Raw genomic sequence first — 20,752 nt, 5'->3', positions numbered from 1 at the left:
GAGCGTGGCGTCGCGCTTCGACAGGCTCAGCGTGACGCCAAGTTTGCCAGTGATGCGAACTCAAGCGTCAGCCTGAGCTTGTCGAAGGCGGCGTAGCTACGCGCCTATGACGCGCGCAGGAAGCGCGGCTTTTCGTCGGGCGCGAGCACAGCGCAGGTGAGCGGGCCGCCGAAGCAGGCGCCAGTGTCGACATTGATGCGGCGCGGATTGATGTCCGGCTCCTTGTCCAGCGTGGGCGTGTGGCCGTGCACGACCATCAACCCCTCCAATTCGGGGCGGTTTGGCCAGAGGCGTTCGTTGTAGAATTTGCGCGAGCGGGTCCAGATGCGGATGCCGTCTGGGCATTGGGGAAAGCGGGCGGGATCAATGCCGGCATGGACGAAAACGAGGCCGCGCGCCTCGTCGCGGGCGATCGAGGACAGGCCGCGCATCCACTTCACGTGATCGGCGTCAATGGCGTCGCGCCAATGCTCGCGGGCGCCATTGGCCCGCTGATAGGAGCGGATCGTGTCGTCGCCGCCATTGGTGGCCCAATGATAGAGCCCCAACGTTTCGTCGCGCTCATAGGCGTGGATCATCAGCTCTTCGTGATTGCCTTTGATGACGATCGCCTCGCCTTCCGCTTCGGCCCTCATCGCGCGCGCGACGACGGCGCGGCTGTCGGGCCCACGATCGATGAGATCGCCCAGGAAGACAATCATGTGGCGCGCGCCGACGCGCCGCGCATCTTCTCGAATCGCATCGTGCAGGCGTTCGAGCTTATCGGCTTCGCCGTGGACGTCGCCGATGGCGTAATAGATGCGGTCACTCATTGAGTGTTGGCGCGACGCAACGTGTCCCATGCGAAGAAGATAAGGCCGACCCAGATCAGAGCAAAACTAACAGCGCGTAAGGTCGTGAAGGGTTCACCGAAGGCCAAACCGGTCGCGAATTGAAGCGTCGGCGCGAGGAATTGCAGCAGACCGAGCGCGGTGAAGCTGACGCGGCGCGCGCCAAAGGCGAACGCCATTAGAGGAATGGCGGTGACTGGTCCGGCGAGGGCGAGCAAGCCCAGGTGCGACCAGGAGCTGTTGAACGCGAGCGGGACGTCGCTCGCCGTCCACATCAGCAGGCCCACGGCGACGGGCGCGAGCGCGATGCTTTCAACGAAAAGCCCGGTTGCCGCGGGCACGGCGGCGCGCTTGCGGATGACGGCGTACACCGACCAAGTGCCGCAGAGCGCTAGTGCGGCCCAAGGCGGCGCGCCGAGCGCGATCCCCTGCACGATCACGCCGATGAAGGCGAGCGTGAGCGCGATGATCTGCGGCGTGCGTATTTTCTCTTTGAAAAAGAGCACGCCGACGGCGACGCTGACGAGCGGCGCGAGGAAATACGCGAGCGAGGATTCAATGACGCGGGCTTGCAGCACCAGCCAAACGTAGAGGCCCCAATTGAAGAAGATGAAGAAGGCCGACGCGACCAGCGTCAGGAACATTTTCGGGCGGAACGCGGCGGCGAGTTCGCGCAGACCTGTCCGCCAACCGCTCATAATGAAGACGGCGGCGAGAGCGGCCGGCGCGCACCAGAGGATACGCTGCGCCAATACCTCGCGCACGTCGGCGAAGCTGAGCAGCTTCAGATAGAGCGGCAGGAAGCCCCAGATTAAATAGGCGGACGCAGCGGCGATAAAGCCGGCGCGACGATCCGCGTCCGATGGCGATACTGGCAGTGCGGCGTCGGTCATGCGGCGGGGAGTCCGTAAGGATTGGTGTTGCGTTTATGCATTAGCCGATGCGGCTCTTCGATCGCGGTAAAGCCGAGCTTCTCATAGACGCCGTGCGCGTCGCGTGTGCCGAGCAACCAGCGGCGGAGATTGCCAAGTTCGGGATGCGCCTGGAATGCCCGCACGAGATCGCGGGCGATGCCTTGGCCTTGGTGCGCGGGCAGCACAATCACGTCGCAGAGCCAAGCGAAGGTGGCGCGATCGGTGACGAGACGCGCAAAGCCGATCAACGCGCCGCTTTGATCGCGCGCGATGGCGCAAATGGAATTGGCAGCGGCTTTCGCCACAACCTCACGCGGGATGCCCGGCGACCAATAGGTCTCCGACAGCACGGCGTGAATGATATCAATGTCCGTTTGTGACGGCTGTTCGATCGCGATGGCGGCCATGCATTCCCCTCATGCTCCAGATAGGGAACGCGCGTGCATTCCGCACGCGCTGAGCGGCGAAACGCACAACACGTTTTGTAACAAAGCATGTCAGCGCGGCTCACAACTGACTCTGACGTCGCGCTTAGACGGGCTGAGCGTGACGCTCCTTTATTGCCGATGCCAGAATAGCGTCACCCTGAGCTTGGGCCTTTCCTTCCAATAGGCGCTCAGTCCGAGTCGCCCTGAGCTTGTCGAAGGGCGACGCGGAAGCTCTGTCCTAAGCCGCCGCCAAGCGCTTGAACAAACCGCGATTGAGCATGAGCTCGGCGATTTGCACGGCGTTGAGAGCGGCGCCCTTGCGGAGGTTGTCGCTGACGCACCAGAGCGAGAGGCCGTTCTCGACCGTGGTGTCTTCACGCACGCGCGAAACATAAGTGGCGAACTCGCCGACGGCCTCCACCGGCGTGATGTAGCCTTCGTCTTCGCGGCGATCGACCAGCACGACGCCCGGCGCTTCGCGCAAGATCTCCTGCGCCTCTTCGGCGCTGATCGGGTTCTCGAACTCGACATTGATCGCTTCGGAATGGCCGACGAACACTGGCACACGCACGCAGGTGGCGGTGAGCTTGATCGAGGGATCCATGATCTTCTTGGTCTCGACCATCATCTTCCACTCTTCCTTCGTGTAGCCGTCCTCCATGAACACATCGATGTGCGGGATGACGTTGAAGGCGATCTGCTTGGTGAATCTCTCTTTCACCAGTTCGTCATTGACGAAGAGGCCGCGCGTTTGCGTCCAGAGCTCATCCATCGCGTCCTTGCCGGCGCCGGAGACGGATTGATAGGTGGCGACGACGACGCGCTTGATCTTGGCGCGGTCGTGCAATGGCTTCAGCGCGACGACGAGTTGGGCGGTCGAACAATTCGGGTTGGCGATGATGTTGAGCTTGTCATAGCCGAGCACCGCGTCCGGGTTCACTTCCGGCACGACCAGCGGCACGCGCGGATCCATGCGCCAAGCGCTCGAATTGTCGATGACGACAGCCCCCGTCGCACCGATCTTGGGCGACCATTCCTTCGACACTGACCCGCCGGCGCTCATGAGCACGAGATCGACGCCAGAAAAATCAAAGGTTTCGAGGTCTTTGCATTTCAGCGTCTTGTCGCCGTAGCTGACTTCCACGCCGACGGAGCGGCGCGAGGCGATGGCGATCACCTCATCGGCCGGGAACAGCCGCTCTTCCAAAATGGTGAGCATTTCCCGACCCACATTGCCGGTGGCGCCGACGACGGCTACGCGCAAACCCATCGAAATCCCTCCAACGGCCGGCTTCCTGCCCAACCGCGTGCTTCGCTACCTAAGGAAACTCCCCCCTCTTTCCAAGCTGGGAGGAGACAATACGATCGCGGCCGATCTAGGATCGGCGCGGCCGTTTCGGGGGAAGCATCATGGTCGACGCCGCCGCCAATCTGGAAATCTACAAATTGCTGGTCGAGGATGTCCGCGACGCGCGCAGGGCGCGCCGCGAGCTGTCCAACGTGTTCACGACCCTCAACCTCGCCGGCATCGGCGCGCTGGGGTTCCTCTCCAGCCCCGAGGGGATGGACAATCCGGTTCTGTTCACGCTCTGCGCGCTGGCGCTGGCGTTCACCTGCATCATTTGGCGCACGTCCAATTCCTATTACACCGCGCTGCTCGCCGCGAAGTACAAGAACATCTATGCGTTCGAAGATGCGCTTGGCGTGCACCCGATCCGTGACGAATGGGAGATGATCACGGGCAAGCGGCGCGCCGTTAAATGGTGGTCGATGGAGCGCGCGATGCCGCTGCTTTTCATTCTCGGCTACGCGATCTTCTTCGCCGTGCATGTCGGCGGCGTGGATTTCGGCACATGGCTCGACGGCTTGCAGGACGCTTTCGCGAGCGTCCTGCAGGGCCTCGGGCTGCGCTGACCTCAGCACGCGACGGCCTCGCGGGCGCCCACGCCCCGCTCCATCGCCGGCGCATAGCGCATGCGCTTTGCCGGCACGCGGGCGTTGCGCCCGAGCGAATAGAGGGTCTCGGTCTCGCCTGTGTAGGCGAAGCCGCCCTTCTCCAGCACGCGGCCTGACGCAGGGTTATCGACAAAGTGACCTGCCTGCAGCGGGCCCAAGCTTTGCGCCGCGCTGACGAAGCCGCGCAACGCCTCGGTGGCGTAGCCTTGGCCCCAATAGGGACGGCCGAACCAATAACCGACTTCAAAGCTGTCATCCCCGCGCTTGTGCGCGCCGATCACGCCCACCAAGCCTTCGCCCTCGACATCCGCGGCGAACACGAAATCAGCGCCCAGCGGCGCGCGCGCGTTGAGCGTCATGATCCAGCCTTCGGCGGCGCATTCAAGATACGGCACTGGCGCGCGCAAAATCATGCGCGCGACGCCGGGATCGCCGGCGAAGCGCGCCACGCGGCCCGCATCGCTCATGCGCAGCGGCCTGAGCCGCAACCGTTCTGTCTCGATCTCAATCACGTCCCGCATGCGAGCCTCCTTTGGCTCTGGCTAGCGCGGGGCATGAAAAAAGGGGCGCCTTGATCCGGGCGCCCCACGCTATTTCGGGAACCGGATCGCCCTGTTGTTCAGGCGATCCGGAGAAGTCGTTCCGTTTCGCCTATTCCGCCGCGGCCATAATCGGCGCGATGGATACGTACGTGCGGCCGTCGCGTTTCGTCGCGAACGCCACTTTGCCTTCACAGAGGGCAAAGAGCGTGTGATCGCGGCCGAGGCCGACATTATTGCCCGGATGGAATTTGGTGCCGCGCTGGCGCACGAGGATTTCGCCGCCATTGACGGACTGGCCGCCAAAACGCTTCACGCCCAGGCGTTGACCCTGCGAGTCGCGACCGTTGCGAGAGCTGCCGCCTGCTTTTTTATGCGCCATGACGTCCTCGTACGAACCTTAATGGGCCTGTTGGCTTTGCTTAGCCGATGGCCGTGATCTTGATGTGGCTTTCGGTCTGACGGTGACCGATCTTGCGGCGATAGGTGTTGCGACGACGCTTTTTGAACACCGTGACCTTGTCGCCCTTCTTGGTTTCGATCAGCTCGCCCGTGACCTTCACGCCGGCAACGTCCTTGCCGAGCTTCACGGTGCTGCCGTCGCCCGTCATCAGAACGCTGTCGAAGGTGATCTTCGCGCCCGCATCGCCTTCGAGCTTTTCGACGACGATCACGTCGTCCTTGGCCACCCGGTATTGCTTGCCGCCCGTTTTGATAACCGCGAACATGACTTCCTGCCTGGTTAGCGCGCCCGAAGGCGCGCCCCGAAAAACGTAAACGCGCCCGCAGCGAAGCTCGCGCGGGCGGGGAGCGGGGATATAGAGGCAGCGCCCAGCCCTCGTCAACCGCGTTTGGAGAGCTTTTCTGGCGTTTTCAGCGGCTCGTTTCGGGGTTCGGACGGGCGGTATCCGGCGCCGACCAGGCGACACGGAGACCTGGCGGGCGCAGACGCAAGAGACGCCCCTCACACCGACACAAGGCGGATTGATCCCGTGCGAGCCTTCCACTAAACCCACGCGCTCCGGAGAGGTGGCAGAGTGGTCTATCGCACCGCACTCGAAATGCGGAGTACTCGCAAGGGTACCGTGGGTTCGACTCCCACCCTCTCCGCCAGATTGCTCCTTCTCGCCTAATCGTCGCACTGGGCCTTCGGGTAGGTCCGCGGGAACGCGATCGGCAGTTCATTTAGTGCGGGACGGGCGGCAGAGCGAAAACACCGGCGGTCCAATTAATGCGCGGCTCCCCACGTCGCGCCCGCTTTCGCTTCCACTGTCAATGGCACGCTGAGCGCCGCCGCCGGCTCTGGCGCGGCTTCCATCACGGTTTTCGCGAGTTTGCACAGCGCGTCGGCTTCTTCCTTCGGCGCCTCGAACACGAGTTCGTCGTGCACTTGGAGCAGCATGCGGGCTTTGAGGCCGCTGCGGGCGAGCGCGTCGGGCAGACGCACCATGGCGCGGCGGATGATATCGGCGGCGGCGCCTTGGAGCGGCGCGTTGATCGATTGGCGTTCGCCGAAGGCGCGCTCTTGCGCGTTCTTGGATTGCACGCCTTTGACCCAGATCTTGCGACCGAAAATGGTTTTCACATAGCCGTTGGCGCGCGCGAACGTCTTGGTGGTTTCCATGTAGTCGCGGATGCCGGGGAAGCGTTCAAAATAGCGCTTGATATACGCGCCCGCTTCTTCGCGGCCAATGCCGAGATTGCGCGCCAGGCCAAAGGCGGAAATGCCGTAGATGATGCCGAAATTGATCGCCTTGGCGTTGTTGCGGATGTCCTTCGGCATGCCCTCGACCGGCACGCCGAACATTTCCGACGCCGTGCGCGCGTGAATGTCGATGCCGTCGGCGAAGGCTTGCTTCAGCTGCGGAATGTCGGCGACGTGCGCGAGCAGCCTGAGTTCGATCTGCGAATAATCGGCGCTGACCAGTAGATTGCCCTTCTCGGCGATGAAGGCTTCGCGGATGCGGCGGCCTTCTTCGGTGCGGATCGGGATGTTCTGCAGGTTCGGGTCGTTGGACGAAAGCCGGCCCGTTGTGGTTGAGGCGAGCGCGTAGCTTGTGTGTACACGGCCGGTTTGCGGATTGATGGCTTGGCCGAGCGCTTCGGTGTAGGTGCTGCGCAGCTTGGAGAGCTGGCGCCATTCGAGCACTTTGGCTGGGAGTTCGTGTTGCTCGGCGAGGTCTTCGAGGATGCTCGCGTCCGTGGACCAGGCGCCGGTTTTGGTTTTCGAGCCGCCTTGCAGCTTCAATTCGTCGAACAGAATTTCGCCGAGTTGCTTGGGCGAACCCAGATTGAATTCCTTGCCTGCGAAACCGTACGCCTCCTGCTCGTATTGCAGCATGCGCTGCGCGAAATCGCCGGAGAGGCGCGACAGCATGTGCGGATCGATCTTGATTCCCTCACGCTCCATCGCCGCCAGCACCGGCGGCAGCGGGCGTTCGAGCGTCTCATAGACGGTGACGAGGCGTTCGCTGGCGAGAAGCGGCTTCAGCTTGCGCCAAAGACGAAGCGCAGCGTCAGCATGCTCCGCGGAATAGATCGCGGCTTTCTCAACGGGCGCGGCTTCGAAGCCGATTTGCGCTTTGCCCTTGCCGATGACATCGGCAAGCGAGGCGACCTGGTGGCCAAGGTGCTTTTCTATGAGCGAAGCTTTGTCGTGATCATCCATGCCGCCATAGAGCGCATAGGAGATCAGCATCGGATCGTCGTAGGGCGCGAGCGTGATTCCATGCTTGGCGAACAGCGCGATGTCCCATTTAATGTTGAGGCCGATTTTTTGGACGGAAGCGTCCTCCAGGAACGGCTTCAACGCCGCGAGCGCGGATGGGAACGGGATTTGCGGGCCGCTGTCGCCACCCGAAGCGCCGGGGTCGGGTTGTTCGGCGGCGAACAATTCGCCCGCACGCGGATCGGTGCCGCGATGGCCAAGTGGGACGTAGATCGCGTCATTCGCGCCGAGCGAAAGCGCGATGCCAACCAACTGCGCGCGGGCGGCGTCGAAGCAATCCGCTTCGGTGTCGATGCCGACCGCGCCGGCCTTGAGGGCGCGCGCGACGTAACGCTCGAGCGCGGGCAGATCGCGGACGATCGTGTAGGCGTCGCGTTTGAACTCAGTTTCGACTTCGTCGACCACCGGGCCACCACTCGCATGCGGCAGGGCGCTCGCCGGCGTCATGGCGCCCGCTGCGTATTGCGCGACGATCTGGGCGCCCTTCTCCTTAGCGTAATGCTCGCGCACGCGCCGCCCCAGCGTGCGGAATTCCATCGCATCGAGGAATTGCAGCAGCATAGACGGGTCGGGTTCGCGCACGGCGAAATCCTCCCACTTCTCCTCGACCGGCACGTCATCCTTCAAGGTGACGAGTTCGCGCGAGAGACGGATTTGGTCGGCGAAATTTATCAGAGTTTCGCGGCGTTTGGGCTGTTTGATTTCGTGGGCCCGCTCCAGGATCGCGTCGAGCGAACCGAACGTGGCCATCAATTCCGCAGCGGTCTTCGGGCCGATGCCGGGGGCGCCGGGCACGTTGTCGACGCTGTCGCCGATCAAGGCCTGCACATCGATGACTTTGTCGGGCGTGACGCCGAACTTTTCAAGCACGGCTTCGACGCCGAGCGGCTTTTGCTTCATCGGGTCGTAGAGCTGAATCGCGCCATCGCTGACGAGCTGCATCAAATCCTTGTCGCTGGATACAATCTTCACGACAGCGCCCGCCGCCGCCGCTTGGCGCGCATAGGTCGCGATCAGATCGTCGGCTTCGAAGCCGCCCATTTCGATGCACGGCAGATTGAACGCGCGCGTGGCGTCACGGATCAGCGGAAATTGCGGCACCAGATCTTCCGGCGCCGGCGGACGATGCGCTTTGTATTCGGGATAGAGCGCGTTGCGGAACGTCACTTCGCTCTTGTCGAAGATGACGGCGAGGTGCGTGGGCGCCTCGCTGCCCTTCATCTCCTCCAGGAATTTCCACAGCATGTTGCAAAAGCCGGCGACGGCGCCGACGGAGAGCCCATCGCTCGCGCGCGTCAGCGGCGGCAGTGCGTGATAGGCGCGGAAAATGTAGCCGGAGCCGTCAATCAGGAAGAGCCGGGGCGAAGTCGATTTAGCCATGCCCCTATCTAGGGGTTTCCGTTGTGTCAGACACCCCCGAATTTGGGCAACAGGCCGCCTCGATGCGACAGACTTGACGGACGCCTGCCCGCGCAGCGATCGCCACGCAGGTCAGCTCCCGCTCGCTAAGCGAAGCGGCGGCACGATCGGGGTACAGGTACTGCAGCGCCGCATGCAAGGGTGTGTCGCCGTGCATGTTCACAGCGCGCATTTCGCACTGCGATAGATAGGCTCCGCGATAAATCGAGAATCCCAGCTGCCGCAAGCCGCCCGTTACGTATGCGCACGATCGCCCTAGCCCCGCCGCAGCGCAGGCATGACGATAGACGCCAAGTTCAACGTCACGATCCGATTGTAGCGCGCGGAACGATCGCGGGTGATCTGATGGGTACGCGTTCGGCGCTCGCTCGCACTGGGATTCCAGCGGTAAGCTCGCGTAGCCCGCTCTCGCCTGCTCAAGAACAGGACGAGCGGAGAGCCACAACGTAGCCGCCGCCGCGATAGCGCAAGCGCCAACGAGCGCGAGGAGGCCAACAATCCAACGGGTCATGCGTCCAACGCCTCATCCTCCCACAATCCGCAGCGCCTTCCCAGGCGGCAGGCTTTTACAATCCAGGCTTCGTAGGTAGCGTCACGCGAAATTGTGAGGATGCCCGAGATGAGCGCGCAAGATCCGAAGCGAATTCCTGTTATCGCCGCGGTCGGCGAATACGTGGATCGGCCCGCTTCGCTCGATGTGTCGCTGGAGCCGGTGGCGCTCATGGAGCGCGCGATTCGGGCGTGCGAGTCGGACGCAGGCGCGGCGCTGGCGCCGGAGATCAACCTGATCAGCCTGATCGGATTGATCAGTTGGCCTTATCGCGACCCGGTGGCGCTGCTCTGCGAGAAGCTTGGCATCGCGCCCGCGGAACGCGTGAATGCGAGCATGGGCGGCGAAACGCCGGTGCGTCTGGTGCACGAAGCGGCGGTCCGGATCGCCAAGGGTGAAGCGCTGGTGGCCGCGATCGTCGGCGGCGAGTCGAGCAGCTCAAGCGGACGCGCCCGCAAGCAAGGCGCGAAATTACCGTGGACGCGCGCCGCGAAACCTGAAGAGACCGTGCGGTTCCCCTCAAGCCGGTTTGCGATGAGCGATGTCGCCAAGCAGCTCGGCATCATGGACCCGGCGCAAGTTTATCCCTTCTACGAAAACGCGACGCAGGTCGCCTGGGGGCAGACGCCAGCGCAGGCGCAGCGCGAGTCAGCGCAGCTGTGGGCGCGCTACGCGGAAGTGGCGGCGACCAATCCGTCAGCGTGGATCCAGACTTCGCCAAGCGCTGAGACCATCGAGACAGTCAGCGCCGACAACCGCATGATCAATTGGCCCTACCCGAAGCTGATGGTGGCCAATCCTTCGGTGAACCAAGGCGCGGCGATCGTGGTGATGAGCCTCGCCAAGGCGCGCGACTTGGGGATCGCCGACGACACGCTGATCCACATTTGGGGCGGCGCGTCGGCGATTGAGCCGGAAGATTATCTGCTGCGCGATCGCTACGATCATTCGACGGCGCAGCAAGCAGTGTTGGACAAAGCGGTCACGCTCGCGGGCGGCGATGCAGCCAAGTTCAAACACATGGAGCTTTATAGCTGCTTCCCGGTGGTGCCGAAGATGGCGCTGCGGACTTTGGGGCTCGACGCGAACAAGGTCGCGCCAACGGTCGCGGGCGGCCTCACCTTCTTCGGCGGACCGCTCAACAATTATATGAGCCACGCGATTGCAGGCATGGCGCGGGCGCTGCGCGCGCATCCCGGTGAGCTTGGCCTGATCTATGGCCAGGGCGGCTATGTGAACAAGCATCACGCGCTGATCGTGAGCACCAATCCGCCGCCGGCGCCAATGGCGACAGACTATTCGGTGCAGACGATTGCGGACGCGGCGCGCGGGCCTGTGCCGCCGCTGGCCGAGAATTATGCGGGGCCGGTGACGATAGAGACCTACACCGTGACCTACGCGCGCGATGGCGGGCCGCTGTCCGGCATCGTCATTGCGCGCACGCCGGATGGCGCGCGGGTGATGGCGCGGACGCCAGCGGAAGATCGCGCGACCATCGAAGCGCTGACCTCGATGAGCAAGTCGGCGATTGGCGCGGGCGGCCATGTGCAGATCGACGTGTTCGGCAAGCCGACGTTCAATCTCGGCAAAGAGCCGCGCCGTCGCGAACGCAAAGGCTGTCTTGTCGAAAAGGACGGGCATCTGACGATCGTGACGATCAATCGCCCCGACTCGATGAACGCGCTTGACCCAGACACGAACGCGGAGCTGGCGGAGATTTTTGACGAGTTCGCCGCCGATCCCGAGCAATGGGTCGCCATCCTGACGGGCGCGGGCGATCGCGCGTTTTCCTCGGGCAATGATCTGAAGGAAACGGCGCGGCGCATGGCGCGCGGCGAACCGTTGGAAACGCCGGTATCGGGCTTTGCCGGCATCACCTCGCGCTTCGATTTGAACAAGCCCCTGATCGCGGCGGTGAATGGCGTGGCCATGGGCGGCGGCTTTGAGATCGCGCTGGCGTGCGACCTGATCATCGCGTCGGACAAAGCAACATTCGCGTTGCCGGAGCCGAAAGTCGGGCTTGCGGCGCTGGCGGGCGGCTTGTTGCGGCTGCCGCAGCAAATTGGGCTGAAGCAAGCGATGGGCATGATCCTGACGGGGCGGCGCGTCAGCGCCGAAGAAGGCCACGCCTTGGGCTTCGTCAACGAGATTGCGCCGGCGGATCAGCTGATGGCGGTCGCGCGGCGCTGGGCCGATGAGATCATGGCGGTGAGCCCGATGTCGCTGCGTGCGTCAAAGGAGATTGTACGCAACGGATTGGCCACGGCGGATATCGCCGAAGCGTATGCGGCGCAGAGCCAAGCGCCGGCCGTGCGCGCGCTCTTCAAATCCGCCGACATGCGTGAAGGGCCGTTGGCGTTCGCGCAGAAGCGCCCGCCGCGCTGGACCGGCAAGTAGGCGCACGCAACCCGGAATGGGCCAAAAACCGGATTGTGGGAAAATGGTGGACCCTAGCGGGATCGAACCGCTGACCTCCTGCATGCCATGCAGGCGCTCTCCCAGCTGAGCTAAGGGCCCATCGTCGCCAGCGCTTCAGCGAACCGAAGCACCCGGACTTGGGAAGCGCGGAAACTAGCCCCCGCGCCACATTCGTCAAGCGACCTTATCGGTTGCCGTCATCATCGTCCGCGTCGGGGACACCCAATTCGTCCTCGTCGAATTCTTCTTCATCATCGATCAGCGGCACGGTGTCGTCATCGGCGTCATCGCCGACGTCGCCTTCGTCTTCCGAAAAGCCCTCCGGAAGCTCATCGTCGTCGCTGGCCTTAACGTCCTCTTCCTCGTCGTCGCTAATGAGCGGCTCGGCTTCGGCGTCCTCGGCGTCGAGTTCGGGGGCCTCTTCGACCTCTTCTTCCTCGTCCTCGTCGTCGCCGCCCTTCTTCTTGGCGTCGACTTCGTCCTCATCGTCCTCGAGCGCCGGGTCATGCGTGGTCACGCGCGACCGGGTGCGGCGGGCGCGCACGCCCTCCTCGGCCGGGTCAAAAGCGGTGGTGCATTTGGGGCATACGGCCGGGCGCTTGCGCAGGTCGTAAAATCTCGCGCCGCAATTGGGGCAGACTTGCTTGTCGCCCAAGTCGGTCCTGGCCAAACGCCTCTCCATTCGCCTAGCGCAAAGGATTCCACACCCTTCACGCGGGGCGCTCGCTTGCCACCGTCCGGCGCGCCTGTCAAAAGCTTTGTCGTTCCCTTTTCAGTCTCCCCGCACAGAGGGCTTCTTCCCATGCGTCTCAGGGCGCGTTCCGTACGCCTGCTCAACGGCCAAGTCCGCCCGCCGAGCGACAAATCCATCTCCCATCGCGCGCTGATCTTCGGGGCTCTCGCCACCGGAAAGACCGAGGTCACGGAGCTCTTGGAGGCCGCCGATGTGCTCAATACGGCCCAGGCCGTGCGCCAACTGGGCGCGGGGGTCGACCAGATCGCGCCGGGGCGTTGGGTCGTGACCGGGGCGGGAGGCTTCCGCCAGCCGGCCGAAACGATTGATTGCGGCAATTCGGGTACGGCGGTCCGGCTATTGATGGGCGCTGTCGCCGGCTACAAGCTGAGCGCGCGTTTCGACGGCGACCAATCGCTGCGCAAGCGCCCTATGAACCGGGTCGTCGCGCCGCTCTCGCAGATGGGGGCGCGCTTTGACGGAGTCGAAAATCGGCTGCCGCTGATCGTGCACGGCGGCCAGCTCAAGGGCATTACATACCGCTCGCCGGTCTCGTCCGCGCAGGTGAAGTCCGCTGTTCTCTTGGCAGGTCTGCGCGCCGAGGGGGACACTATCGTCATCGAGCCGGAGCGATCGCGCGATCACACGGAACGCATGCTCGGCGTGTTCGGCGCCAATATCGACAGCGCGGAAATTGATGGCGGGCTGCACCCGCGCGTGCGCGCCAGCGCGCTCACGGCCGCGAACGTCTATGTGCCGGCCGACCCCTCTTCGGCGGCGTTCCCGGTGGCGGCGGCGCTGATCACCGGGAAGTCCGAGGTGCGCGTTCAGGACGTGCTGATCAACCCGCTGCGCCTAGGACTCTACGAAACGCTGCTTGAGATGGGCGCAAAGCTGCGCTTTGAAGAGCGGCGCGATCCGATCGGGGAGCCGATCGCCGACATCGTCGTGAGCGGCGGCGATTTGGTGGGCGTCACTCCGCCGCCGAAGCGCGCACCGTCGATGATCGACGAGTTTCCCATTCTGGCCGCCATCGGCGCATTCGCGGACGGCGAGACGCGCATAACGGGCGCCGCCGAACTGCGCGTAAAAGAGAGCGACCGCATCTCGTTGATGGTCGAAGGGCTGCGCGCGTGCGGCGTGGATGTCGAAGAGCTCCCAGACGGGCTCGTGGTGCGCGGACGCGGACGCAAGAGCGTGCGCGGCGGCGCGCAGATCCGCACCATGGGCGATCATCGCATCGCGATGTCGTTCCTGGTGATGGGCTTGGCGTCGAAAGAGCCGATCGTCGTCGATGACGCCGACATGATCGGCACCTCGTTCCCTGGGTTCACCGCCTTCATGCGCGGCTTGGGCGCCGACATCGAACAAGTCTGAGGCTTAGGGTAAATCTGAATTTTACCTAACACCTAGGCGCCTCCCTTAACGGCCCGTCGGCCATAGTCGCGCCAAAACAGGTGGGGCCAATGTTCGCCAGGGTGATGCGCACGCTATCGGCGTGCGCGCTTGTTATCTGCTTTGCCGGGACCGCCCAGGCGCAAGACAGCGCCGACTGGATCGTGCGCGGCGAAGCGCTGGCGCGCCGCATCGCGGCCGGCAATTTGTTCATCACGCAGGATGTGCGGCGCGAGCGCGAGGCGGAGCTGGGCCGACTGCACGGCCAGGAACGACTCCAAGCGCTTTATGACCTGGCTTCGGACGACTACGTCGCCTCCGATGGCGAAGCCGCCCTACGCTCGCTGGCCGCGCTCGAACGCGAAGCGGAAGCGCAGAGCAGCCGTCGCTTCCGTGCGCTCGCGGACGTTCTGCGCGCCTATGCGCCGGCGCTCGACGGCGACTACGTTTCCGCGCGTCGCAATCTGTCGCAGATGATGGCCCAAGAACGCGATCCGATGGTGCGTGCGGCGGGCGAACGCCTGCACGCCTATGCGCTCACCGATCTCGGCTTGTTCGCGAACGCCGTCGAAGCCGCCCGGGCCGGGCTCGTGGATCTCCCCGACAGCAGCGCTACGCGCTCGTTGCGCTCCGGACTGCATGACGCCCTCGCCTATAACGCCACGCGCATCGGCGATTATCGCACAGCGCTCCAGCATTTGGAGACGACCGTGGAGCTGGACACCGAGAGCGGCAAACCAGTGGACGGCTCCGTCATCGTGAACAACCTCGCGAGCATGTTCGCGCAGGCGGGCGCCCATGACGAGGCGCTACGGCTCGTGGCGATCCACCGTCAAATCTCCGAGCGCGCTGGTCAGCCTTCCGATCTATTCTTCACCAATCTGCTGTGCGCCAAGGTCAATTTTCTCGCCGGCCACTACCAGGCGTCGCTGCAATGCAGCGAGACCGGCCGCGCCATGGCCAACGCGCCGACAGAATATATGAGCCGGCTGCTTCTGTTCCACGTCCACGCACTGGCGCGGCTTGGACGCGCGGACGAAGCCCGTACGGCCTTTGAGTCCCTGCGCGCGCTAGCCGCGGCGCGTGGCGATCCCGGGCTCACCGAACGTCTCGACATCATCGAACCCGAGGTGCTGAGCGCCGAGGGCCGCCATGCCGAGGCCTTCGCCGCACTGTTGCGCGCGCATGAGGCGGCCGAGCGACTCTCCATGACGCGCTTCAATGACGGCGTACGCGAATTGCGCGCCAATCTCGAAAGCGAAGTCGCCGCCGCGGAGCAACGCGCCGAAGCGCAGGCGATGCGCTCGGAGATCCAGGCCAAGTCGCTTCAGGCGGCGCAGCTGGCCATCGTTCTGGGCGGTGTGCTCTTTTCCGGACTGCTGCTAATCGCCCTGCTGATCTATCGCAGCCGACGCAGCATGCTGGACGCAGTCGGTCGCGCGGAGGAAATTCTCGCCGGCCAAGGCGGCGCCGTTGCCAATGACCGCCGACGCGAGAGCCCGAACCAGCGTCTGCGCTTCATCCTGAATGAGATCGCTCAGCGCGACATCGAACTGAAGCGCGCCTTCGCAGAACTCGACAAGGCGCGCGTGGCCGCCGAGCAAGCCAACATCGCCAAATCCCAATTCCTCGCCACCATGAGCCATGAGCTGCGCACGCCGCTCAACGCCATCATTGGCTATGACGAGATGCTGATGGAAGCGGCGGAAGAACGCGGCGCGGACGACGAAGTGGACGACCTCAAGCGCATTCACAGCGCCGCACATCGCCTGCTGGCGATGATCAACGACATCCTCGATCTCTCGAAGATCGAAGCCGGCGCCGCCATGCTGGCGATCGAAACAATCAATGTCGAAGGTCTGGTGCAGGAGGTGATCGGCACGGTGACGCCAAGCGCCGCCGCCAACGGCAACGCGATCTCCGTTGATGTGCTGGCGCCGCTCGGCGTGGCGCAGACAGATGGCTTCAAACTCAGCCAATGTTTGCTGAACCTGATGGCGAACGCCGCCAAATTCACCAAGGACGGACACGTGAAACTGCGCGCCCATCGTGAAATCGCGGACGGCGCGGCTTGGCTGGTGTTCGAGGTGATCGACACCGGCATCGGCATCGCGCCCGAAGCGCAGGCCCGGCTGTTCCAACCGTTCGTGCAGGCCGACGCCACAACGACGCGGGCCTATGGCGGCACCGGCCTCGGTCTCGCCATCACCCGCCGCCTCGCGCGCCTAATGGGCGGCGACGTCACGCTGAAGAGCGCGCTCGGCAAAGGCTCGGCGTTCACGCTGCGCATCCCCGCGCACGCGCCGCCGGCTGTCGCCAACGACACAAGCGCCCGCGACGTCGCCGCTTAGGCCGCCGCGTCCGTGTCGGGCTTATCCTTGCGCGACAGTATCGCGGTGGCCGCGAGATCGCCGGTGACGTTGCCGAGCGTGCGGAAGATGTCGGGGATGATCTCGACCGCGATCAGGATGCCGAGCAATTCCGTCGGCACACCCATCGCCAAGCAGATCGGCGCGATCGAGGCGATGAACGACACCTGCCCCGGTAAACCCACCGCCGCGATCGACACGGCGTAGGCGACGACCAGCCCGACGCCAATCTGAAACGGCGTCGGCTCGATGCCATAGAGATGGGCGCAGAAATAGACCACGGCCAAATTCGCGACCGGGCTGGTGAAGCGGAACACGGCGACCGCTAGCGGCAGCACGACATCGGCGATACGCGCGGGGATGTCCAAACCGCGCAGCGCCGCATCGAGCATCGCCGGCAGCGACGCGAGCGACGATTGTGTGGACACCGCGATGGCCCACACGGGCGCCGCGGCCGCGGTGAAGCGGCCAATCGGTTGACGCCCCCAACTCACCGCAAGCAGCCATGCGACAATGGTGATGCCCAGCGTCACAGCCGAAACGATGATGACATATTGCGTGAGCACGCCGGCCGCCTCGAAGCCGGCGCGCAAGCCGACGCCCGTGCCCAGGGCGAAGACGCCGAACGGCCCCGCTATCAGCACCCACCGCACGATCACGATCATCGCCGCAGAGACGGCGCGGAAGAAAGTGACGATGGGATCACGCAGACCCACGTCCAGCTTCGTCACGGCGAAGCCGAAGAAGATCGAGAACACGACCACTTGCAACACCGCGTCTTCGGCGGCGGCGGTCACCGGATTGGACGGGGCTAAGCCCTGCAGCCACGAAACGAAGGTTGGCGGCTCGGTGATGGTCACCGCGTCGCCGCCAACGCTTGCCACAAAGGCCTGAGCTGCGGCGCCATCGACCGGCCACAGCTCAAGCAGGCCAAGCATAGCCGCGGTGGCGTAGGCGCCGGCCAAGAAGATCAAAAAGGTGAACAGCAGCACCGCTCGCGCGACAAGCCCGCCGGTCTTGGCCGTATCCGCGACGGACGCGACGCCGACGATGAGCAGCGACACCACCAGCGGCACGACCGTCATGCGCAGCGTGTTCAGCCAAAGCCCGCCGAACGCTTCGATCACTTCAACAGCGCTGATCACCGTTGGATTGGCGCTCGCCTTCGCCATCTCGCCGACAATGATGCCCGCGACGAGGCCTGCGAGTACGAGCAAACTGATACGTTTCAAAAGCGCCCCCGGCCTGACCCGCTACGCTGGTAGCCCAGGCCTGAACGCCGCGCCAGCGTGGTCAGGCCACCGGTTCCGGACGCGCTCGCGGCGCACTGGCTTCGACCGTGACAGGCTTTTTCTTGAACTCCAACACGCCGTCCTCGAGCGCGCCGTAACGCAGATCCATCATGTCGTGGACATAGGATTGATTCTGTTTCCATGGCGCCATCGTCGTTTGCTTCGGCAAAAGGTGCTTGGCGCGCTGGAAATAGCCGGACGAGAAATCCACGAACGGCTTTTCCTCGACATGCTCCAGATTCATGCGCGGCGTCGCTTGGTCGAGGTTGTAATCGTCGAGATAATTGATCAGGCGGCAGGCATATTCGCTGATCAAATCCGCGCGCAGCGTCCAGGACGCATTTGTATAGCCAAACACCGAAACCAAATTCGGCACGTCGGAGAACATCGCGCCCTTGTAGGCGTAGGTCTTGCCGGTATCGACCTTCTCGCCATCGACCACCAATTCCGTGCCCCCCATCATCTGCAGATTGAGCCCAGTGGCTGTGACGATGATGTCGGCTTCCAGCTCTTGGCCGGACTTGAGCTTGATGCCCTTCTCGGTGAAGCGGTCGATATGGTCGGTGACGACGGAGGCTTTGCCTTGCTTGATCGCCAGGAACATGTCGTTGTCCGGCACCAGGCAAAGCCGCTCTTCCCATGGATTGTAGCGCGGCGTGAAATGCGTATCGAGGTCGTAATCCGGCCCGAGTTGTTCACGCAGCAGCCCCAGCAAACGCTCCTTGGTCTTGGCTGGTCGCGCCCGCGCCAGGCGGAAAAAGAGCTGCTGGAACACGACTTTGCGGAAGCGGGTGATGTCGTAAGCGACGCTTTCCGGCAGCCAGCGACGCAGCCAATTCGCGGCGGCGTCTTCGGCCGGCTGCGACACCATATAGGTGGGCGAGCGCTGCAACATGGTCACATGCGCGGCTTTATCGGTCAGCGACGGCACCAGCGTCACTGCCGTCGCGCCCGAACCAATCACGATCACCCGCTTGCCGGCATAATCCAAATTCTCCGGCCAATGTTGCGGGTGGATGATCTGGCCTTTGAAGTCGCCGACGCCTTCGAAGTTCGGCGTGTAGCCTTCATCGTAGCGATAGTAACCCGCGCACATCATGACGAATTTTGCGGTGAAGCTTTTGCGTTCGCCATCATGCTCGGCTTCAATGGTCCAGCGCCCATCCTGCGTCGACCACGATGCGCGCTTCACTTGGTGCGCAAAACGGATGTGCTGATCGATGCCATTCTCGCGCGCCGTCTCGTTCACGTATTTGCGGATCGAGGGGCCGTCGGCGATCGCCTTCTGCTCGGTCCACGGTTTGAACGCATAGCCCAACGTGTACATGTCGCTGTCGGAGCGGATGCCGGGGTAGCGGAACAAATCCCAGGTGCCGCCGATCGCCTCGCGACCCTCGAGGATGACGTAGGATTTGTCGGGGCAGTTCTTTTGTAGATGATAGGCGGCGCCGATGCCGCTTAGGCCAGCGCCCACGATCAGGACGTCGAAATGCTCGCTGGCCATGTGCCGCTCCCTATGTGTTCTGATAGGCAGTAAATCGTGACACGGCGTCACTCGCAAGTTTGACACGCGTCAACGTAGATTCTCTGAGCAGCCGCAAGCGCGCTCAGAAATCACCCCAATACACGCCCCGTAACGGCACCTGCTCTACGCGCCCGACAGCTTCGATGGCTGCGCGCACGTCTGCGCGATCACGCACCATTTCCAGGCGCTGACGTAGGATGTCGTCGCGGGGAAACACGGCGTCTGAGCGCTCTGGGTAGTCCTGCAGCGCAAGCAGGGCGTCCGCTCGTGATTCTTCGTCTGCAAGGCGACGAATGTAGGCCGCTGCGGCCCCCTCAATGTCATTCACGCAAAGAAGCGCGCGCGCGGCGGCGGCCCGATTGTCAGCTTCGTGTTCCCGGACGAAGGCAAGCGCCTCATCACGCAAACGGCGATTGCCCGTTTGATCCGCTGCGCAAACCCGCACCGACGCCACCCACATATCGCCGTAGGGCGAGGCTCGTCCGGTTGTCCGCAGAACCTCCAAAGCGTCAGCGCCCCGCCCCTCCGATTCAAGCATGGATGCGAAGTTGATGACTTGGCTCACGCTCCATTCGCCATCCTCGCCAACGGCGATCGAGAGGCCAAACGTCTCACGTGCTTCAGCAGCGCGGCCAAGGTCATAATAGACGTAAGCAAGTTCGTTCAGCGCCCAGTTCAGCTGCTCTTCGATGTCGGAATAGACGGATGGGCCGTCAGCCGATTGCGCACGTTTTATGTGGCGATCGAGCAAAGCTCGAGCCTCTTCGAAGCGGCCGAGAGCACGAAACGCCTGCCCCAACTCCACCACTAAGGCCAATTTGCGGGCGTCGGCCGTTTGAGCGCGCTGCGCGCGCTCAAGGTCAGCTTCAGCGGCGGCCAGGACATCTAGCCGGCCCTGAAACGCCTCGGTGCGCAACGCATCAAATGTACGATCGACACGCATCGTCATGATGAGACGTGGTGAGGTGATCGTTTCAAGTCTAACTGACGCGCGCTCGTTCATCCCAGCCCGAAGAAGAAGACGCGCATGATCCATGCGGAGGTAATCATCGTTGGGGTTTTCGGGCGGCAGATAATTGGTGCGAGCCAGTATGTCATGAACACGCAACGCAGCAGCGTCGTCTTCATCGAGCTTCTTGGCAGCGCGAATAACGCCCCACGCAAGACGCGATGGCAATTCCGACAGCGCGCGCTGATTGTTCTCTGACAGCGCTAAGAACGAGTCGACCGTGAGTTGATCGTCCTCGAACGACATTCCAATATATGTGAGCAGAAGATCGGTCCACGGCGCTCCAAGCTCGCCAGCGGCCCGCGCCGCCTCCACCGCGGCCCGTTGATCGCGCAATTCCCAGGCGCATCGCACAATCTCACGCAAAAAATCCGCGCGCGCCGACTCAGGCAGCGTGGAGAAATCTGTAGTGCGCCAAAACTCGCGCGCAGCGGGCAGAGCGACTTCGCACTGCCCTTCCTGCAGCATTTGGCCGTACAGCGTGCGGGCTCGCGAAAGAGCATACTCATTGGCGGAGGCGCCGGTCGCTGCCGCCCACAGCACCATCGCCCCAAGAATCCAGCCGCGCATCACCCCTCCATCGCACAACCCGAGGTCACGATAGCGCAGACCGAGACAATCGGAAGCGCTGACTTCCCACCGCTCCC

At 63.6% G+C, this 20,752-nt stretch carries 16 protein-coding genes and 2 tRNA genes; 5 read left to right on the top strand and 13 right to left on the bottom strand.

The window, feature by feature from the left end; translation table 11 throughout:
• Positions 1–104: 104 nt before the first annotated feature.
• The 4 genes from VF769_RS14780 to VF769_RS14765 form a co-directional block, all read right to left on the bottom strand.
• On the bottom strand, positions 105–812 hold the full coding sequence (locus VF769_RS14780; RefSeq protein WP_331009190.1) for a metallophosphoesterase family protein: 708 nt from the start codon (positions 810–812) through the stop codon (positions 105–107).
• Entirely contained in the window at positions 809–1,723 is a 915-nt protein-coding gene (gene rarD, locus VF769_RS14775; protein WP_331009189.1) for an EamA family transporter RarD, read from the bottom strand. The genes VF769_RS14780 and rarD overlap by 4 nt, the downstream gene beginning before the upstream one ends.
• Positions 1,720–2,151 (bottom strand): GNAT family N-acetyltransferase, encoded by a 432-nt coding sequence (locus tag VF769_RS14770; protein ID WP_331009188.1) that lies wholly within the window; start codon positions 2,149–2,151, stop codon positions 1,720–1,722. The genes rarD and VF769_RS14770 overlap by 4 nt, the downstream gene beginning before the upstream one ends.
• Positions 2,152–2,410: 259 nt before the next feature.
• Complete coding sequence (locus tag VF769_RS14765; RefSeq protein ID WP_331009187.1) at positions 2,411–3,442, bottom strand: aspartate-semialdehyde dehydrogenase; 1,032 nt, start codon at positions 3,440–3,442, stop codon at positions 2,411–2,413.
• Between the two features lie 140 nt (positions 3,443–3,582).
• Here VF769_RS14765 and VF769_RS14760 point away from each other — a divergent pair, with 140 nt between their 5' ends.
• Entirely contained in the window at positions 3,583–4,086 is a 504-nt protein-coding gene (locus tag VF769_RS14760) for a RipA family octameric membrane protein (protein WP_331009186.1), read from the top strand.
• A 2-nt stretch (positions 4,087–4,088) separates the two neighbouring features.
• Here the strand turns inward: VF769_RS14760 and VF769_RS14755 are convergent, their stop codons facing one another.
• From VF769_RS14755 to rplU, 3 genes are all read right to left on the bottom strand, one after another.
• Complete coding sequence (locus VF769_RS14755) at positions 4,089–4,649, bottom strand: GNAT family N-acetyltransferase (RefSeq protein WP_331009185.1); 561 nt, start codon at positions 4,647–4,649, stop codon at positions 4,089–4,091.
• A 130-nt stretch (positions 4,650–4,779) separates the two neighbouring features.
• Entirely contained in the window at positions 4,780–5,049 is a 270-nt protein-coding gene (gene rpmA, locus VF769_RS14750) for a 50S ribosomal protein L27 (RefSeq protein WP_331009184.1), read from the bottom strand.
• Between the two features lie 40 nt (positions 5,050–5,089).
• Positions 5,090–5,395, bottom strand: coding sequence for a 50S ribosomal protein L21 (rplU, locus tag VF769_RS14745; RefSeq protein ID WP_135211769.1), 306 nt, complete (start codon positions 5,393–5,395; stop codon positions 5,090–5,092).
• A gap of 295 nt (positions 5,396–5,690) precedes the next feature.
• Between rplU and VF769_RS14740 the strand changes: the two genes are divergently transcribed.
• A tRNA-Ser gene (locus VF769_RS14740) sits at positions 5,691–5,780 on the top strand.
• A gap of 115 nt (positions 5,781–5,895) precedes the next feature.
• Here VF769_RS14740 and polA read toward each other — a convergent pair.
• Positions 5,896–8,775, bottom strand: a complete 2,880-nt coding sequence (gene polA / locus VF769_RS14735) for a DNA polymerase I (RefSeq protein ID WP_331009183.1) — start codon at positions 8,773–8,775, stop codon at positions 5,896–5,898.
• A gap of 658 nt (positions 8,776–9,433) precedes the next feature.
• Between polA and VF769_RS14730 the strand changes: the two genes are divergently transcribed.
• Positions 9,434–11,761, top strand: coding sequence for an enoyl-CoA hydratase-related protein (locus VF769_RS14730; protein ID WP_331009182.1), 2,328 nt, complete (start codon positions 9,434–9,436; stop codon positions 11,759–11,761).
• Between the two features lie 44 nt (positions 11,762–11,805).
• Here VF769_RS14730 and VF769_RS14725 read toward each other — a convergent pair.
• Positions 11,806–11,881 (bottom strand) — tRNA-Ala (locus VF769_RS14725).
• Positions 11,882–11,966: 85 nt separating this feature from the next.
• Complete coding sequence (locus VF769_RS14720; RefSeq protein ID WP_331009181.1) at positions 11,967–12,452, bottom strand: TIGR02300 family protein; 486 nt, start codon at positions 12,450–12,452, stop codon at positions 11,967–11,969.
• Between the two features lie 132 nt (positions 12,453–12,584).
• On the opposite strand from VF769_RS14720, the gene aroA reads away from it, so the two are divergent.
• Positions 12,585–13,892, top strand: a complete 1,308-nt coding sequence (aroA, locus tag VF769_RS14715; RefSeq protein WP_331009180.1) for a 3-phosphoshikimate 1-carboxyvinyltransferase — start codon at positions 12,585–12,587, stop codon at positions 13,890–13,892.
• Positions 13,893–13,981: 89 nt separating this feature from the next.
• The gene (locus tag VF769_RS14710) at positions 13,982–16,261 is read left to right on the top strand and encodes an ATP-binding protein (RefSeq protein WP_331009179.1); all 2,280 of its coding nucleotides are present in this window, start codon (positions 13,982–13,984) and stop codon (positions 16,259–16,261) included.
• Here the strand turns inward: VF769_RS14710 and VF769_RS14705 are convergent.
• The 3 genes from VF769_RS14705 to VF769_RS14695 all read right to left on the bottom strand — a co-directional run bounded on the left by VF769_RS14705 (position 16,258) and on the right by VF769_RS14695 (position 20,675).
• Positions 16,258–17,511 carry a dicarboxylate/amino acid:cation symporter gene (locus VF769_RS14705; RefSeq protein ID WP_331009178.1) on the bottom strand — a complete coding sequence of 418 codons (1,254 nt, stop codon included), beginning with the start codon at positions 17,509–17,511 and terminating at the stop codon, positions 16,258–16,260. The two genes, VF769_RS14710 and VF769_RS14705, sit on opposite strands and share 4 nt — an antisense overlap.
• A 61-nt stretch (positions 17,512–17,572) precedes the next feature.
• Complete coding sequence (locus VF769_RS14700; protein WP_331009177.1) at positions 17,573–19,075, bottom strand: NAD(P)/FAD-dependent oxidoreductase; 1,503 nt, start codon at positions 19,073–19,075, stop codon at positions 17,573–17,575.
• A gap of 103 nt (positions 19,076–19,178) precedes the next feature.
• Complete coding sequence (locus VF769_RS14695; protein WP_331009176.1) at positions 19,179–20,675, bottom strand: tetratricopeptide repeat protein; 1,497 nt, start codon at positions 20,673–20,675, stop codon at positions 19,179–19,181.
• Between the last annotated feature and the right edge of the window lie 77 nt (positions 20,676–20,752).

Source organism: Vitreimonas sp., assembly GCF_036392335.1.
Taxonomy (GTDB): Bacteria; Pseudomonadota; Alphaproteobacteria; order Caulobacterales; family Aquidulcibacteraceae; genus Vitreimonas.
Note: the sequence above shows the minus strand (reverse complement) of the source record. Positions and strands in the feature narration are given on the sequence as shown.

Coding starts and splice junctions, on each gene's coding strand:
- polA (WP_331009183.1), bottom strand. CDS start 8,775: ATGGCTAAATCGACTTCGCCCCGGCTCTTCCTGATTGACGGCTCCGGC.
- rarD (WP_331009189.1), bottom strand. CDS start 1,723: ATGACCGACGCCGCACTGCCAGTATCGCCATCGGACGCGGATCGTCGC.
- VF769_RS14700 (WP_331009177.1), bottom strand. CDS start 19,075: ATGGCCAGCGAGCATTTCGACGTCCTGATCGTGGGCGCTGGCCTAAGC.
- VF769_RS14760 (WP_331009186.1), top strand. CDS start 3,583: ATGGTCGACGCCGCCGCCAATCTGGAAATCTACAAATTGCTGGTCGAG.
- VF769_RS14730 (WP_331009182.1), top strand. CDS start 9,434: ATGAGCGCGCAAGATCCGAAGCGAATTCCTGTTATCGCCGCGGTCGGC.
- rpmA (WP_331009184.1), bottom strand. CDS start 5,049: ATGGCGCATAAAAAAGCAGGCGGCAGCTCTCGCAACGGTCGCGACTCG.
- VF769_RS14710 (WP_331009179.1), top strand. CDS start 13,982: ATGTTCGCCAGGGTGATGCGCACGCTATCGGCGTGCGCGCTTGTTATC.
- VF769_RS14695 (WP_331009176.1), bottom strand. CDS start 20,675: ATGCGCGGCTGGATTCTTGGGGCGATGGTGCTGTGGGCGGCAGCGACC.
- VF769_RS14780 (WP_331009190.1), bottom strand. CDS start 812: ATGAGTGACCGCATCTATTACGCCATCGGCGACGTCCACGGCGAAGCC.
- VF769_RS14770 (WP_331009188.1), bottom strand. CDS start 2,151: ATGGCCGCCATCGCGATCGAACAGCCGTCACAAACGGACATTGATATC.
- rplU (WP_135211769.1), bottom strand. CDS start 5,395: ATGTTCGCGGTTATCAAAACGGGCGGCAAGCAATACCGGGTGGCCAAG.
- aroA (WP_331009180.1), top strand. CDS start 12,585: ATGCGTCTCAGGGCGCGTTCCGTACGCCTGCTCAACGGCCAAGTCCGC.
- VF769_RS14755 (WP_331009185.1), bottom strand. CDS start 4,649: ATGCGGGACGTGATTGAGATCGAGACAGAACGGTTGCGGCTCAGGCCG.
- VF769_RS14765 (WP_331009187.1), bottom strand. CDS start 3,442: ATGGGTTTGCGCGTAGCCGTCGTCGGCGCCACCGGCAATGTGGGTCGG.